We start from the raw sequence: 14,704 nt of genomic DNA on the forward strand, positions 1-14,704 counted from the left end.
CTTCTTGAGTAAGATGAGTATAGTTCATGATGCAACTTTGACTTTGGTCGGTCGGAAGCATAATGCTAACTCATCTTGCTTTCTTCCAATACATTAATCTCTGTTGCACTTCATTTGAGAATCTAAGATATAAAAAAACCGCCACAAAGGGCGGTTTTTTTATATCGAAGAATTCTTGCGAATTAACGACCTTGGATGTCGCGTTCAACTTCACCAGTGTAAAGCTGACGTGGACGACCAATTTTGTAAGGTGCGCTGTGCATTTCTAACCAGTGGCTGATCCAACCAACAGTACGTGCAAGAGCGAAGATTACAGTAAACATTTCTGTTGGGATACCAATCGCTTTAAGGATGATACCAGAGTAGAAGTCTACGTTAGGGTAAAGGTTACGTTTGATGAAGTATTCGTCAGAAAGCGCAATACGTTCAAGTTCCATAGCCAAAGCAAGTTGTGGATCGTTGATACCAAGTGCAGTTAACACTTCGTCACAAGTTTCTTTCATTACTTTCGCACGTGGATCGAAGTTTTTGTAAACTCGGTGACCGAAGCCCATAAGTTTAACTTCTTTAGTTTTCACTTTTTCCATGAACGGAGCAACGTTCTCTACAGTGCCGATTTCATCAAGCATCTTAAGAACAGCTTCGTTTGCACCGCCGTGAGCAGGGCCCCAAAGTGCAGCGATACCAGCAGCGATACATGCGTACGGGTTAGCACCAGTAGAACCAGCAAGACGTACTGTAGACGTAGAAGCATTTTGTTCGTGGTCTGCATGAAGCGTGAAGATACGGTCCATTGCTTTCGCAAGAATAGGGTCAACTTTGTAATCACGATCTGCTGGAGTAGCAAACATCATGTACAAGAAGTTTTCTGCATAGCTTAAATCGTTACGTGGGTAAACGAATGGTTGACCTACTGTGTATTTGTAAGTCCAAGCAGCCAAAGTAGGTACTTTAGCGATTAAGCGGATTGCAGTGATTTCACGGTGGTCAATGTTTTCAACATCGAAGCCGTTGTGATAGAACGCAGAAAGCGCGCCAACAACACCACACATGATCGCCATAGGGTGCGCATCACGGCGGAAGCCATTGAAGAAACGGCTAACTTGGTCGTGAACCATAGTGTGGTTACGAACTTTAGCATCAAATACTTCTTTTTGTTCAGCTGTTGGAAGCTCACCATTCAAAAGAAGGTAACAAGTTTCTAAGTAGTCTGCTTTAGTTGCAAGCTGAGCGATTGGGTAACCACGGTGTAAAAGAACGCCTTTACCGCCATCGATGAATGTGATTTTAGATTCACATGCAGCTGTAGATACAAAACCAGGATCAAAAGTAAAGTGACCTGCGGCCAATACATCTTTAACGTCGATTACATCTGGGCCCAATGTGCCGCTGTAAATTGGTAATTCAATTTCTTTGCCATCAAGCTGTAAAATAGCTTTCTTGCCAGTTGCTTCAGACATTCAATAGATCTCCTGTCCCGGTGAGTGTTTATCTGACTCTTAATGCTAATATTTTAATGCGAGAATCAGACGGATCAAAATTTGCTATAAGATTAGTGAGTACTGAAATTTTGTCAATTATACTTATGGATAAAAGTGCCACCTTCACACAGGTTTGGTCATCTCTTTATCCAACTTGAAATGAGTCAATTACAGCATCGACGCAGTATGATAAGTCAAATTAGAGCAGAGTTGCAGACTTAAATGATGTTGCTGCTTTATTTGTAAACAAATTTTAATTGCTAAAAACTCTGAATGTTTCTTATTAATCAAGTCATATTATGACTTAAATTATTATAATTCTCGTAACTTACAGGTTTGTGATTCATGAAAGTGTCGTTTTATTACTCATAATTAAAAGCGCTAAATAGAAGTTGTAAAAAAGTTTGTTTGCTCAAAAAATGACTTATTAAAAGTATAAAATTGGGTGTTTAGTATTCGATTTTTAATTTTTTTGCCAGTTAAATGGCAGTTTTTAGCGTTAAAATTGTGCAAAACATAGAGTTATTCACAGACTAAGTTGTTATTAAGTCACGTGATATTTCACAAATGTTTTTGAAAATAAATAATAAGTATTTAGTTGCTAAATAATGGTGTTGGATAAACTTATGTTTTTGATTAAAATAAAGAGGGGACAGACATAAACTTTTTTTGTGCTTTAGTCTAAAGTAAAAAACAACTATTACAACGCCAAAAACTATTTATGAAAATAACATTTAATATTTGAAAACCAATAACATAGTGTTTAAATCTGATCTTTTTACATTGTTTTTATGTTTAAATTAATTGTTAATGATTCTTATTTAAGGATTTTTTTGATTATTTCCTAAATGGCATTGTTTGTATTTTGATAGTTCACGTTTTATAATTCAGTGTCGTTAAAAGTTTAGGTCTTATTTATCTAGCTTTAATATATAAATAAGTCCGAACAATGCCAGCTTTCCTTCGAATTAATTCCAACAAACTCCGGATGGAGTTTTTACTTACAGGATGCCCGCTGTGAAAAGCAACAGACCTGTCAATTTGTCCATGGGTCAAGTTTTATCAGTAAACTTAAAATCCCCTGTGGCTATTGCATCAATTTTACACCGTCTTTCAGGTGTTATCGTATTTTTACTTGTACCGGTACTGCTTTGGTTATTAGACAAATCATTGTCTTCACCAGAAGGCTTTGCAGCGGTTCAAGAAATCTTTAATGGTTTCATTGTTCGCTTCATCGTATGGGTATTTGTAGCCGGTTTAATCTATCACTTTATTGCTGGTGTTAAGCATTTGCTTGCTGACGTTGGCGTAGCGGAAGAGCTACAAAGTGGTCGTACAGCAGCTACTATCGCATTAATCTTGTCTGCAATCGGTATTATTGCGGCATTTGTATGGATCGTACTCTAATGAAAAGTGCTTCAGGTTTTTCGGGTTCAGGTTCTCGTGATTGGTTTGTCCAACGCTTAAGTGCTGTGGTACTGGCTGTATATACTGTTGTTGTCTTTGGTTGGATCCTTTGCAACAGTGGTTTTACATTTGAACAGTGGTACGGCTTTATGATGACATTACCAATGAAGATTATGTCTTTATTGGCTGTCTTATCTCTTGTTGCGCATGCGTGGATCGGTATGTGGCAAGTATTCACAGACTATGTGACTACTCGTCAAATGGGTCCTTCAGCAAATGGTCTGCGTTTAGTGCTGACTTCTGCAGTTATTATTGCTGTATTTGCATACGCAATCTGGGCGATCCAGATTTTTTGGGCGAATTGATAGGAAACAATCATGGGCGCTATAACCCCTAAAGAAGATTACACAAATATTCCACACGAAACTTTCGATGCAGTCATCGTTGGTGGTGGTGGTTCAGGTATGCGTGCTTCTTACCAACTTGCTCAAGCTGGTTTGAAAGTTGCTGTATTGACTAAAGTATTCCCAACTCGTTCACACACTGTAGCGGCGCAGGGTGGTATCGGTGCATCTCTTGGTAACATGCAAGAAGATAACTGGCACTATCACTTCTACGACACTGTTAAGGGTTCTGACTGGTTAGGCGACCAAGACGCAATCGAGTTCATGACTCGTGAAGCGCCTCAAGTTGTATACGAGCTTGAACACCTTGGTATGCCATTTGACCGTAACGCTGACGGTACAATTTACCAACGTCCATTTGGTGGCCATGCTGCGAACTATGGTGAAAAACCAGTTCCACGTGCATGTGCAGCTGCCGACCGTACAGGTCACGCGCTTCTTCACACGCTTTATCAAAGCAACGTGAAAATGGGTACTCAATTCTTCGTAGAATGGATCGCGCTTGATCTTATTCGTAACGAAGCTGGTGATGTACTTGGTGTTACAGCAATTGACCAAGAAACTGGTAAAATTGCAGTATTCCAAGGTAAAGCAACATTGTTCGCTACTGGTGGTGCTGGTCGTGTTTACCGTGCATCTACTAACGCTTATATCAACACTGGTGACGGTCTTGGTATGGCGGCTCGTGCAGGTATTCCATTACAAGATATGGAATTCTGGCAATTCCACCCAACAGGTGTTGCGGGCGCAGGCGTATTGTTGACAGAAGGTTGTCGTGGTGAAGGTGCAATCCTTCGTAACGATGCTGGTGAGCCGTTCATGGAACGTTATGCTCCGACACTTAAAGACTTGGCACCTCGTGACTTCGTATCACGTTCTATGGACCAAGAAATTAAAGAAGGTCGTGGCTGTGGTCCTAAGAAAGACTACATCTTGCTTGATATGACGCATCTTGGTGCTGATACAATCATGAAACGTCTTCCATCTGTATTCGAGATTGGTAAGAAATTCGCGAACGTTGACATTACTAAAGAGCCAATTCCTGTAGTACCTACAATCCATTACCAAATGGGTGGTATTCCTACAAACATTCATGGTCAAGTAGTTGTTCCTGTAGCTCGTGAAACTGAAGCTTTGGTTGCGAACTACAACAAAGAAACTGATGTGTACTCACACAACGCGGGCGACCGTGATTTCACTAAACCAGTGAAAGGTTTCTATGCAATCGGTGAATGTTCATGTGTATCTGTACACGGTGCAAACCGTCTAGGTACAAACTCATTGCTTGACTTGGTTGTATTTGGTAAAGCTGCTGGTGAACATATTGTTGACTATGTAACTAAACACCATGGTGATGAATACGCTCCATTACCTACAACTGTTCTTGAAAACACTTTGAATCGTGTTCGTCATCTTGATGAATCTACTTCTGGTGAAAATGCTCAAGAAGTTGCAGATGCAATCCGTGACATCGTTCAAGACCACGCTGGTGTATTCCGTACATCTGCACTTCTTGAAGAAGGTGTGAAACAGATTCTTGCGATCGAACCACGTGTACGTAACATTCACTTGAAAGACAAATCTAAAGTATTTAACACAGCGCGTGTTGAAGCTCTAGAAGTTGAAAACTTGTATGAAGTTGCGAAAGCTACATTAATTTCTGCAGCTGCACGTAAAGAATGTCGTGGTGCGCATACAGTGGTAGATTTCGAATTACCACCTGATCATGCTGACTACCCATACGGCCGTCGTGATGATGAGTGGATGAAACACACTTTATGGTTCTCTGTAGATAACCGTCTAGAGTACAAACCAGTACGTTACCGTCCATTGTCGGTAGATGCTATTCCACCTAAACCACGTACATTCTAATTGGGAGAAGTAAGATGAGTAGAGGTACTCGTACATTTAATATCTACCGCTACGATCCTGATAAGGATGCAGCTCCGTACATGCAAACTTTTAAACTAGAGTTGACAGACAAGCACCGTATGTTGCTTGATGCGCTTCTAGCATTAAAAGTGCAAGACGAATCTTTAACGTTCCGTCGTTCATGCCGTGAAGGTATTTGTGGTTCTGATGGTGTAAACATCAATGGTAAAAATGGTTTAGCGTGTCTTTGGAACCTAAACGACTTACCTGACGTGATTACGATTCGTCCATTACCAGGTCTTCCAGTAGTGAAAGACTTGGTTGTAGATATGAATCAGTTCTACGATCAGTACAACAAAATCCATCCGTTCCTAATCAACAATCAGCCAGCGCCTCCTAAAGAGCGTTTGCAGTCTCCTGAAGATCGTGAACACTTAGATGGTTTGTATGAATGTATTCTTTGTGCATGTTGTTCAACTTCATGCCCGTCATTCTGGTGGAACCCAGACAAGTTCTTGGGTCCTTCAGCATTGTTAAATGCATACCGTTTCATCATTGACTCACGTGATACATCTACACAAGAGCGTTTGGAGCGTCTTGACGACCCATTCTCGCTTTTCCGTTGTAAAGGTATCATGAACTGTGTGTCAGTATGTCCTAAAGGCTTGAACCCTACTAAAGCAATCGGTCACATCCGTAACATGCTTTTAGATATGGCTGGCTAATGCGGTACTGATGTAAGTCAAAAAAACGCACCTTTGGGTGCGTTTTTTTTATGCTGATCATTTATGTCATGGGAATGTCATGAAAACTTATGCAAAATAGCGATGTTTAAAATAGCTTTAAAATATAACGCTACAGTATTGAGTTGCTAGATGTCAGCAAAATTGATGAAATTTGCAAAATTATTGTGGTTAATAAATGACGGGTTGCTCAGCTGGGCATGTAAATGTGAATGGAAAATGTTATCATATAACGCATAAGAGGGTGTCGGTAGAAATATTGAACACTCTTTTGTTTTATTTGGCACTATTTGTTAAGACTTTAGTATCGATTGCAAGATTTTTGAACTTAAAGCACCATATCTTAGCTGGAAAATATTGAACTGTATTTAGCCAATTTATGGGAGGTATGTGTCAAAAAAATCAATTGAAAACAGGTTACGTGTTAGCATTTAACATACGACTATATGCGAAAAATGTGAATGAAATTGGTACATTTTTTCTACATTTTAAAGCATTAAAGCAGTATATAAATGTCAGATGACATGTTTTGAAGTCGGTTTAGACAAAGTAAATAGTCGAATTTATTTTATCTAAGACGATTTGCAAAAAATTGCCCGGTTTTGCTGGGTATTACAATGAGTGATGATGCCGCTGAGGGGTGTTATTGTTCGTTAATCACATTGGGAAATCCTAATGTAGTGATAACGCCTCATGGCTTAAGCCTAATGGGGACTAATGTCTTTTTACCAATAAGACATTATTAATCATGGGTTCGCTTAAAAAGCATCCTGAAATGTTTTTGCAATAGGAAATGGGTCCACAAATGCAAGAAGTTGCTGACGCACTGCGTCTTGACACTGAACTTTCCGCTGACAGTGCAGCGTATATTGAAGAACTTTATGAGCAGTATTTAACGGCTCCAGACTCAGTGGAAGCTGACTGGCGCGAATACTTCGATAAATTCCCTAAAGGTGATCAACCGCACAGCAATGTACGTGAGCAATTCCTATTATTAGGACGTAATTCAAGTCGTGTTCAACCTGTCGTTCAAAGCGCAGTAAGCACTGATCACGAACGCCGTCAAATTGGTGTATTACAACTCATCGCTGCATACCGTAACCGCGGTCATCAAAAAGCAAAATTAGATCCACTTGGTTTGGCTAAGCGCGAAATCGTGCCTGATCTAGACCTTGCTGCACATGGTTTAACTCAATCAGATATTGATACACCGTTCAACACGGGTAATCTTGCGATTGGTAAAACTGAAGCAACTCTAGGTGAAATGGTTCAAGCGATGGAAGCAACTTATGCTGCTTCAATTGGTGCTGAATACATGCACATTGTTGATACCAAAGAAAAACGTTGGATTCAACAACGCCTTGAAGGTGCTAAAGGTCAATTTGGCTTTAGCGCTGAACAGAAAAAGCATGTACTTGAACGCTTAACAGCTGCTGAAGGCCTTGAAAAATACCTAGGTAACAAGTTCGTTGGTGCGAAGCGTTTTGGTGTAGAGGGTGGTGAATCATTCATCCCTATGGTTGACTCTTTGATTCAACGTGCAGGTTCTGTAGGTTGTAAAGAAGTGGTTATCGGTATGCCTCACCGTGGCCGTTTAAACCTTCTTGTAAACATCATGGGTAAAAACCCAGCTGACCTATTTGGTGAGTTCGAAGGTAAAGCACTTCATAAAAAAGGCTCTGGTGACGTTAAATACCACCAAGGTTTCTCTTCAAACGTTATGACTCCGGGTGGCGAAGTTCACTTGGCACTAGCGTTTAACCCATCACATTTAGAAATCGTTGGACCTGTAGTTGAAGGTTCTGTACGCGCACGTCAAGTACGTCGTAAAGATATCGGTGGTGATGATGTATTACCAATCATCGTTCACGGTGATGCTGCATTTGCAGGTCAAGGTGTTAACCAAGAAACCTTCCAAATGTCACAAACTCGTGGTTACACAGTGGGTGGTACAGTTCATATCGTCGTGAACAACCAAGTTGGTTTCACAACGTCTGATCCACGTGATGCACGTTCTACAGAATACTGTACTGACATCGCGAAAATGATCCAAGCACCGATCTTCCATGTGAACGGTGATGATCCTGAAGCTGTATTGTTTGTTTCTCAATTGGCACACGATTTCCGTCATACATTCCGTAAAGACGTCGTAATCGACATGTTCTGCTACCGTCGTCGTGGTCATAACGAAGCCGACGAGCCAGCTGCAACTCAGCCAATGATGTATCAAATCATCAATAAAAAAGCGACTACTCGTACGCTTTATGCTGACAAACTTGTACAAGAAGGCGTTCTTGATCGTGCTTCTGCTGATGCAATGGTTGAACAGTATCGTTCTGACCTTGAAGCAGGTAAACACGTTGCAAATGCGTTGGTACTTGAGCCAAATACAAAAATGTTTGTGGACTGGAAACCTTACCTAGGCCATGAATATACAGACAAATGGGATACCACTTTCCCAATCGAACGTCTAAAAGAGCTTGGTGCGAAAATGCGCGAGCTTCCTGAAGGCTTCGTGATGCAACGTCAGGTTGCTAAAGTGATTGATGATCGTCTGAAAATGCAGACTGGTGAAATGCCATTGAACTGGGGTGCAGCTGAAACTTTAGCTTATGCATCTATTCTAGATGAAGGCTTCCTTGTTCGTTTAACAGGTGAAGACGTTGGCCGTGGTACATTCTCACACCGTCATGCAAAACTTCATAACCAAGTAGATGGTTCAACTTACATTCCATTATGTAACTTGAAAGAAAACCAACCACGTACTGCAATTTATGACTCATTATTGTCAGAAATGGCGGTTCTTGCATTCGAATACGGTTATGCAACGACTCTTCCGAAGAGCCTTGTAATTTGGGAAGCGCAATTTGGTGACTTCGCAAACTGTGCACAAGTTGTAATCGATCAGTTCATCGCGTCTGGCGAAACGAAGTGGGAGCGTGTATGCGGTCTGACTATGCTTCTTCCACACGGCTTTGAAGGTCAAGGTCCTGAGCATTCATCAGCTCGTTTAGAGCGTTTCTTACAGCTATGTGCTGAAGAAAACATGCAAGTGATCACACCGACTACACCAGCGCAGATTTACCATGCGATGCGTCGTCAAGCACTTCGTCCAATCCGTAAGCCAATGATCGTGACTTCACCGAAGTCTCTTCTTCGTCACAAACTTGCAACATCTACATTAGAAGAGCTTGCAAATGGTACATTCCAAACTGTGATCGACGAAATCGACAACATCAACAAGTCAGACGTAACTCGTCTCGTACTTTGTGGTGGTAAGGTTTACTACGACTTACTTGAAAAACGTCGTGAAAAAGAATTGAACAACACAGCAATTGTTCGTATCGAACAATTGTATCCGTACCCAGAAGCGCGTCTTGCTGAGGTTCTTGCACAATATCCAAACGCTACTGAATTGGTTTGGGCTCAAGAAGAACCGAAAAACCAAGGTGCTTGGTTGTTCATTGCGCCACGTCTATACGAAGGTGTAATGAAGTCTGGCAAACAGCTTCAAATTAGTTACGCAGGCCGTGAAGCTTCAGCTGCACCGGCATGTGGTTCACCATATTTGCATGCAAAACAACAAGCTCAGCTCGTAAATGATGCTTTAGCGATCGTAGCTGAATAACAGGAGATTCTTAATAATGGCAACCGAAATTAAAGCACCGGTATTCCCAGAGTCAGTTGCTGACGGTACAGTTGCAACTTGGCACAAACAACCTGGTGAAGCAGTATCACGTGATGAAGTGATTTGTGATATTGAAACAGACAAAGTTGTTTTAGAAGTTGTAGCTCCTGCTGATGGTACGCTTGTTACAATCATCAAAAACGAAGGTGATACTGTTCTTTCTGCTGAAGTGATTGCTGAATTTGCTGAAGGTGCTGTTTCTGGCGCTGCAGCAACTCAAGCAGTTCAATCTGAAGAGAAAGTAGAACAAGCTGCTGCACAAACTCAAGCGGGCAATGCACCGATTGTTGAACGTGCTCAAGTTGCTGACCAAGCACCTGCAGTGCGTAAAGCATTAACTGAGTCTGGTATTGCTGCAACTGATGTTGCGGGTACTGGTCGCGGTGGTCGTATTACTAAAGAAGATGTTGCAAATCATCAAACTAAACCAGCTGCTGCTCCTGTTGCACCGCTAAGTGTTGCTGTAGGCGAACGCATCGAAAAACGTGTTCCAATGACTCGTCTTCGTAAGCGTGTTGCTGAACGTCTACTTGCTGCTACTCAAGAAACAGCAATGTTAACTACGTTCAACGAAGTAAACATGAAACCAATCATGGAAATGCGTGCGCAATACAAAGATGCTTTTGAAAAGCGTCATGGTGCACGTCTTGGCTTCATGTCATTCTTCGTTAAAGCGGCAACTGAAGCACTTAAACGCTACCCAGCTGTAAATGCTTCAATTGATGGCGACGACATCGTTTACCACGGTTTCTACGACATCGGTGTAGCGGTTTCTTCTGACCGTGGTCTAGTGGTTCCAGTTCTTCGTGATACTGACCGCATGAACTATGCTGAAGTTGAAAACGGTATCCGTGCATACGCTGGTAAAGCGCGTGATGGTAAATTGGGCATCGAAGATATGACTGGTGGTACGTTCACTATTACTAATGGTGGTACTTTCGGTTCATTGCTTTCTACACCTATCTTAAATACGCCACAAACTGCGATTTTGGGTATGCATAAAATCCAAGAACGTCCTATGGCTGTAAATGGTCAAGTAGAAATCTTGCCAATGATGTACTTAGCGCTTTCTTATGACCACCGTCTAATCGATGGTAAAGAAGCAGTAGGCTTCCTTGTAACAATCAAAGAATTGTTAGAAGAACCAGCTAAGCTAATCCTTGATCTTTAATACTTCAGAATAATGCAATGGGCTTAGAGCGATCCTCTAGGCCCATTTTTGGAGATACACATGTCTCAATTTGATTTAGTTGTTATTGGTGGCGGTCCTGGTGGTTATGAAGCTGCTATCCGCGCTGCTCAATTAGGCTTTAAAGTAGCTTGTATTGAAAAACGTATTCATAAAGGTAAACCATCTTTAGGTGGTACTTGCTTAAACGTGGGTTGTATCCCATCTAAAGCATTACTTGATTCATCTCACCGTTATGAAGATACAGTTCATCACTTAGATGACCACGGTATTACCACAGGTGAAGTGAAGTTTGACCTTGCAAAATTACTTGCACGTAAAGACAAAATCGTTGACCAATTAACTGGCGGTATTGACCAGTTATTAAAAGGTAACGGTATTGAATGGTTAAAAGGTACTGGTAAATTACTTGCTGGTAAAAAAGTTGAGTTCGTATCTCACGAAGGCGAAACTCAAATTTTAGAACCTAAATACGTGATTCTTGCGACTGGTTCTGTACCTGTAAATATTCCTGTAGCTCCTGTAGATCAAGACATCATTGTTGACTCTACTGGCGCTTTAGAATTCCAAGAAGTGCCTAAGCGTCTTGGTGTGATTGGTGCAGGTGTAATCGGTCTAGAACTTGGTTCAGTTTGGCGTCGTCTAGGTGCAGAAGTTGTTGTATTTGAAGCAATGGATGCATTCTTACCAATGGCTGACAAAGCTTTGGCAAAAGACTACCAAAAACTATTAACTAAACAAGGTCTTGATATCCGTGTTGGCGCTAAAGTTGCTGGTACTGAAATCAACGGTTCTGAAGTTACAGTTAAATACACTCAAGGCGGCGAAGAAAAAACTCAAGCATTCGATAAATTAATCGTTTGTGTGGGTCGTCGTGCTTATGCAGAAGGTCTATTGGCTGATGACTGCGGTATTAAATTGACTGAACGTGGTTTAGTTGAAGTGAACGATTGGTGTGCAACTTCAGTTGAAGGCGTATACGCAATTGGTGACTTGGTACGCGGTCCAATGCTTGCACATAAAGCAATGGAAGAAGGCGTAATGGCTGTTGAACGTATTCACGGTCATGCAGCACAAGTGAACTATGACACGATCATTTCTGTAATCTACACACACCCAGAAGCGGCGTGGGTAGGCTTAACAGAACAACAAGCGACTGAAAAAGGTCACGAAGTTAAAACTGGTCAATTCGGTTTTGCTGTGAACGGTCGTGCGTTGGCTGCTGGCGAAGGTGCTGGTTTTGTTAAGTTTGTTGCAGATGCAAAAACGGATCGTTTACTTGGTATGCACGTGATTGGACCTGCAGCATCTGATATCGTACACCAAGGTATGATCGCGCTTGAGTTTGTATCAAGTGTTGAAGATCTTCAGTTAATGACTTTCGGTCACCCGACATTCTCTGAAGTGGTTCATGAAGCTGCGCTTGCAGTCGATGGACGTGCGATTCACGCGATTCAGCGTAAACGTAAATAAGATGTTAAAAAGAGTGGCTTTGGCCGCTCTTTTTTGTTTTGATGGTTGTTTTTGTATGAACAATCATCTATTAATAAAGAATAAAGAAATTGAATAACAAGCCAATATTGTGTTGATGGATGTCTAAATATTGGTCGGTAATAACAAAGTAAAAGCAGTAAAAAGGTAATTGAATGAATTTACATGAGTACCAATCCAAAGCGTTATTAAAAAAATATGGCATGCCAGTCCAAGAAGGCGTATTTGTTACGACTGCAGAAGAAGCGGTAAAAGCTTTTGAGCAATTGGGTGGTAAATTTGCAGTACTCAAAGCCCAAGTTCACGCAGGTGGCCGTGGTAAAGCAGGTGGTGTTAAGGTTGTAAAATCTGCACAAGAAGCGACAGACTACGTTAACCAAATGGTTGGTTCACGCTTAGTGACCTATCAAACAGATGCATTGGGTCAACCTGTAAGCGGTATTTTGGTTTCTGAAGATGTATATCCTGTAGAGCGCGAATTGTACCTAGGTGCAGTTGTAGATCGTTCAAGTCGTCGTGTGACCTTTATGGCTTCGACTGAAGGTGGTGTCGAAATTGAAAAAGTCGCAGAAGAAACACCTGAAAAAATTATTAAAGTTGAAGTTGATCCATTGGTGGGTTTAATGCCATTCCAAGCCCGCGAAGTGGCATTTGCTTTAAATCTTAAAGATGGTCAAATCAACCAATTTGTCAAAATTATGACGGCAGCTTACCAAGCTTTCATTGAAAATGATTTTGCTTTATTTGAAATTAACCCACTTTCGGTACGTGAAAATGGCGAAATTTTATGTGTTGATGCAAAAATTGGTATCGACTCAAATGCCTTGTATCGTTTACCTGAAATTGCAGCGCTACGCGATAAATCGCAAGAAAATGAGCGTGAACTTAAAGCTTCTGAGTTTGACCTCAACTATGTGGCTTTAGAAGGGAATATTGGTTGTATGGTCAATGGCGCAGGCCTCGCAATGGCGACCATGGACATTATTAAATTGTATGGTGGACAACCTGCAAACTTCCTTGATGTTGGTGGTGGTGCAACCAAAGAACGTGTAATTGAAGCTTTTAAAATTATTTTGGCAGATACGTCTGTACAAGGGGTTTTAATCAATATTTTTGGTGGAATTGTACGTTGTGACATGATTGCTGAAGCAATTATTGCGGCGGTTCAAGAAGTCAATGTGACTGTGCCTGTAGTGGTGCGTTTGGAAGGAAATAACGCAGAACTCGGTGCAAAACTACTAGACGAATCTGGACTGAAATTGATTTCTGCAAACGGCCTAGCCGACGCTGCAGAAAAAATTGTTGCTGCTGTAAAAGGCTAAGGGGAATCAAGCATGAGCGTATTAGTAAATAAAGACACAAAAGTATTGGTACAAGGCTTTACTGGTAAAAACGGGACATTCCATTCTGAGCAATCCATTGCTTATGGTACAAAAGTTGTGGGTGGTGTAACGCCGGGTAAAGGTGGTCAAAAACATTTAGACCTACCCGTGTTCAATACTATGAAAGAAGCAGTGCGTGAAACAGGTGCGACAGCAACTTCTATCTATGTACCTGCACCTTTTGTTTTAGATTCAATTATCGAATCCATTGATTCGGGTATTGAGCTGATTGTTGTAATTACAGAAGGTGTGCCAACCTTAGACATGCTAAAAGCCAAGCGTTACTTAGAAACATACGGCAATAACGCACGCTTAATTGGGCCAAACTGTCCAGGTATTATTACCCCAGGTGAATGCAAAATTGGCATTATGCCAGGTCATATTCACCAAGCAGGCAAAATTGGTATTATTTCGCGTTCAGGCACATTAACTTACGAAGCTGTAGCGCAAACTACCAAGCTTGGTCTTGGTCAGTCGACTTGTATTGGTATTGGCGGTGACCCAATTCCGGGAATGAACCAAATTGATTGCTTGAAACTGTTCCAAGAAGACCCACAAACCGAAGCCATCATTATGATTGGTGAAATTGGCGGTACAGCGGAAGAGGAGGCAGCTGAATATATCCAGTCGAATGTAACTAAGCCTGTGGTTGGTTATATTGCTGGGGTAACTGCGCCAAAAGGTAAACGTATGGGTCACGCTGGGGCGATTATTTCGGGTGGTAAAGGCACAGCAGAAGAAAAATTTGCTGCCTTTGAAAAAGCGGGTATGGCGTATACACGCAGTCCTGCTGAATTAGGCTCGACCATGTACGAAGTGCTAAAAGGCAAAGGTCTGGTTTAAACACTTGATCTAAACATAAAAAAGAGAGTCTTAGGATTCTCTTTTTTTTTGTGCGCTAAAAGGCGTTTTTAAGCTTGCTTAGATTCTCAAATGAAGTGCAACAGAGATTAATGTATTGGAAGAAAGCAAGATGAGTTAGCATTATGCTTCCGACCGACCAAAGTCAAAGTTGCATCATGAACTATACTCATCTTACTCAAGAAG

The 14,704-nt window shown here is 41.3% G+C and carries 10 protein-coding genes; 9 read left to right on the forward strand and 1 reads right to left on the reverse strand.

Going from position 1 to position 14,704, the window contains the following annotated elements; all coding sequences use genetic code 11:
- Nucleotides 1-182 precede the first annotated feature (182 nt).
- Complete coding sequence (gene gltA / locus DYI81_RS16550; RefSeq protein ID WP_106985728.1) at nucleotides 183-1,460, reverse strand: citrate synthase; 1,278 nt, start codon at nucleotides 1,458-1,460, stop codon at nucleotides 183-185.
- A gap of 1,029 nt (nucleotides 1,461-2,489) precedes the next feature.
- Here gltA and sdhC point away from each other — a divergent pair.
- The 9 genes from sdhC (at nucleotide 2,490) to sucD (ending at nucleotide 14,500) form a co-directional block, all read left to right on the forward strand.
- Nucleotides 2,490-2,888, forward strand: a complete 399-nt coding sequence (gene sdhC / locus DYI81_RS16555) for a succinate dehydrogenase, cytochrome b556 subunit (RefSeq protein ID WP_130125670.1) — start codon at nucleotides 2,490-2,492, stop codon at nucleotides 2,886-2,888.
- On the forward strand, nucleotides 2,888-3,253 hold the full coding sequence (gene sdhD, locus DYI81_RS16560; RefSeq protein ID WP_106985726.1) for a succinate dehydrogenase, hydrophobic membrane anchor protein: 366 nt from the start codon (nucleotides 2,888-2,890) through the stop codon (nucleotides 3,251-3,253). The genes sdhC and sdhD overlap by 1 nt, the downstream gene beginning before the upstream one ends.
- A gap of 12 nt (nucleotides 3,254-3,265) precedes the next feature.
- The gene (sdhA, locus tag DYI81_RS16565; protein ID WP_106985725.1) at nucleotides 3,266-5,164 is read left to right on the forward strand and encodes a succinate dehydrogenase flavoprotein subunit; all 1,899 of its coding nucleotides are present in this window, start codon (nucleotides 3,266-3,268) and stop codon (nucleotides 5,162-5,164) included.
- Between the two features lie 14 nt (nucleotides 5,165-5,178).
- Nucleotides 5,179-5,889, forward strand: a complete 711-nt coding sequence (locus tag DYI81_RS16570) for a succinate dehydrogenase iron-sulfur subunit (RefSeq protein WP_106985724.1) — start codon at nucleotides 5,179-5,181, stop codon at nucleotides 5,887-5,889.
- 823 nt (nucleotides 5,890-6,712) lie between these two features.
- The gene (locus DYI81_RS16575) at nucleotides 6,713-9,535 is read left to right on the forward strand and encodes a 2-oxoglutarate dehydrogenase E1 component (protein ID WP_106985739.1); all 2,823 of its coding nucleotides are present in this window, start codon (nucleotides 6,713-6,715) and stop codon (nucleotides 9,533-9,535) included.
- Nucleotides 9,536-9,551: 16 nt separating this feature from the next.
- A complete protein-coding gene (odhB, locus tag DYI81_RS16580) occupies nucleotides 9,552-10,766 on the forward strand; it encodes a 2-oxoglutarate dehydrogenase complex dihydrolipoyllysine-residue succinyltransferase (RefSeq protein ID WP_106985723.1) in 1,215 nt (404 codons plus the stop codon).
- Between the two features lie 60 nt (nucleotides 10,767-10,826).
- Complete coding sequence (gene lpdA / locus DYI81_RS16585; protein WP_106985722.1) at nucleotides 10,827-12,257, forward strand: dihydrolipoyl dehydrogenase; 1,431 nt, start codon at nucleotides 10,827-10,829, stop codon at nucleotides 12,255-12,257.
- 173 nt (nucleotides 12,258-12,430) lie between these two features.
- Nucleotides 12,431-13,597 carry an ADP-forming succinate--CoA ligase subunit beta gene (sucC, locus tag DYI81_RS16590; RefSeq protein WP_117008136.1) on the forward strand — a complete coding sequence of 389 codons (1,167 nt, stop codon included), beginning with the start codon at nucleotides 12,431-12,433 and terminating at the stop codon, nucleotides 13,595-13,597.
- 12 nt (nucleotides 13,598-13,609) lie between these two features.
- Nucleotides 13,610-14,500: a succinate--CoA ligase subunit alpha gene (gene sucD, locus DYI81_RS16595; RefSeq protein ID WP_117008137.1), complete on the forward strand. Its 891-nt coding sequence runs from the start codon at nucleotides 13,610-13,612 to the stop codon at nucleotides 14,498-14,500.
- Nucleotides 14,501-14,704 lie beyond the last annotated feature (204 nt).

The sequence above is a fragment of the Acinetobacter sp. SWAC5 genome, assembly GCF_003419885.1.
In the GTDB taxonomy this organism is placed as follows: domain Bacteria; phylum Pseudomonadota; class Gammaproteobacteria; order Pseudomonadales; family Moraxellaceae; genus Acinetobacter; species Acinetobacter cumulans.

Excerpts from the sequence above, each read along its gene's own strand:
- sucC (WP_117008136.1), top strand. The coding sequence starts at position 12,431 with ATGAATTTACATGAGTACCAATCCAAAGCGTTATTAAAAAAATATGGC.
- DYI81_RS16570 (WP_106985724.1), top strand. The coding sequence starts at position 5,179 with ATGAGTAGAGGTACTCGTACATTTAATATCTACCGCTACGATCCTGAT.
- sucD (WP_117008137.1), top strand. The coding sequence starts at position 13,610 with ATGAGCGTATTAGTAAATAAAGACACAAAAGTATTGGTACAAGGCTTT.
- odhB (WP_106985723.1), top strand. The coding sequence starts at position 9,552 with ATGGCAACCGAAATTAAAGCACCGGTATTCCCAGAGTCAGTTGCTGAC.
- DYI81_RS16575 (WP_106985739.1), top strand. The coding sequence starts at position 6,713 with ATGCAAGAAGTTGCTGACGCACTGCGTCTTGACACTGAACTTTCCGCT.
- gltA (WP_106985728.1), bottom strand. The coding sequence starts at position 1,460 with ATGTCTGAAGCAACTGGCAAGAAAGCTATTTTACAGCTTGATGGCAAA.
- sdhA (WP_106985725.1), top strand. The coding sequence starts at position 3,266 with ATGGGCGCTATAACCCCTAAAGAAGATTACACAAATATTCCACACGAA.
- sdhC (WP_130125670.1), top strand. The coding sequence starts at position 2,490 with ATGCCCGCTGTGAAAAGCAACAGACCTGTCAATTTGTCCATGGGTCAA.
- lpdA (WP_106985722.1), top strand. The coding sequence starts at position 10,827 with ATGTCTCAATTTGATTTAGTTGTTATTGGTGGCGGTCCTGGTGGTTAT.
- sdhD (WP_106985726.1), top strand. The coding sequence starts at position 2,888 with ATGAAAAGTGCTTCAGGTTTTTCGGGTTCAGGTTCTCGTGATTGGTTT.